Source organism: Psychroserpens sp. XS_ASV72 (assembly GCF_041224425.1).
In the GTDB taxonomy this organism is placed as follows: Bacteria; Bacteroidota; Bacteroidia; order Flavobacteriales; family Flavobacteriaceae; genus Psychroserpens.
In genome coordinates this window covers 1-1220 of sequence record NZ_JBGFGL010000036.1, presented here as the reverse complement: position 1 = coordinate 1220, position 1220 = coordinate 1, and the positions used below count along the sequence as shown (strand labels likewise).

General features: G+C 54.6%; 1 pseudogene. It reads right to left on the bottom strand.

The window, feature by feature from the left end:
- Nucleotides 1-1205: pseudogene (locus AB9K26_RS00185) on the bottom strand (hypothetical protein); the annotation flags it as partial.
- Nucleotides 1206-1220: the final 15 nt, after the last annotated feature.

The following is a 1220-nucleotide window of genomic DNA, read 5'->3' as shown; positions in this document are numbered from 1 at the left end:
TCTGCAGAAACATCGTCACAGACCTCCAATGGCGTCGGGTCCAAAATCTGGGGCGTCGGGTTGACTATCAACAACACCTCTATAAGGGTCGCACAGTCAGTCGCTATCGTAGCGCTCTCTACGCGTGCATAGACAACCTGTTGGTCCTCCACTATGTTATTGTACGGACTGGAAAGGGCGTTCACGTTATTGTCCGCATCTGCCATCGTCTCATGGTAACTCACCGTAAGGGTTGGATCGCCCGAGGTGATGGCCGCGTCTAAGTCCGTCAGTGTAAATACACCGAAACCGTCACTGTCAGGATCACAGTACTCCAATGGGGCCGGTGTGCTCGCTACCGGTGCCTGCTCCACCACCAACGTCAGCGGTACGGTCGCGTGGCAGCCCGTGGCTATGTCCTCTACGCGCACGATGACCACCTGCCCGTTGGACGTGTTCGTATATGGTACAGGGAGCAGGTTCGAGCCCGAGTCAGCATCCACCTGGTCCAAGTGGTAGCTCACCGAGTAGTTCGGGTTACCGCCGGTTATCTCCTGGTTCTTGAGCGTCAGGTCTATAGACGTCAGACCGTCAGGGACACCGTCGTCGCAAACCTCTAAGTCGGTTGGGTTAACTATCTGCGGAAGCGGGTTGACCACCAGCTCAAAACTGCCTATGTTGGTACAGCCCGTTGTCGTATGGGTCAGCGTGTAGTATACGGTCTCTGGGCTGCCCACATTGGCATATGGGCTCATGTGCGCGTTTGTGCCCATCTCTGCGTCCACAAGCGTCGGGTAGTACGATACCGTAACCGGTTGACCGTTGGAAACCTCCGCATCCTTGCTCGACAAATCGAAAAGCTCGGTCTGGTCGCCAGGCATGTCATCGTCACAAAGGACGTAATCAGTAACCGAAACAAGCGTTGGCAAAGGATTGACCAGCAACAACAGTTCCGTAGTGTCATAACAGCCCGTCGTACCGCTCTCTACGCGTACATAGACCGTCTGGACATTTGGTACAATATTGTTATAAGGACTCGTTAGTGCATTGACGCCGTTGTCAGCATCGGACTCCGTCTCGTGGTAGGTCACGACCATGCCCGTCTGAACGCCTACGGCCTCAAGGTCGCGCAGCGTAAGGTCAAAGACCGATAATCCGTCAGAGTCGTCGTCGCAGACCTCCAAAGGTGAAACAGCGTTCGCTATCGGGTTGACTATAACCTCCAAATCTAATGTCGTGGT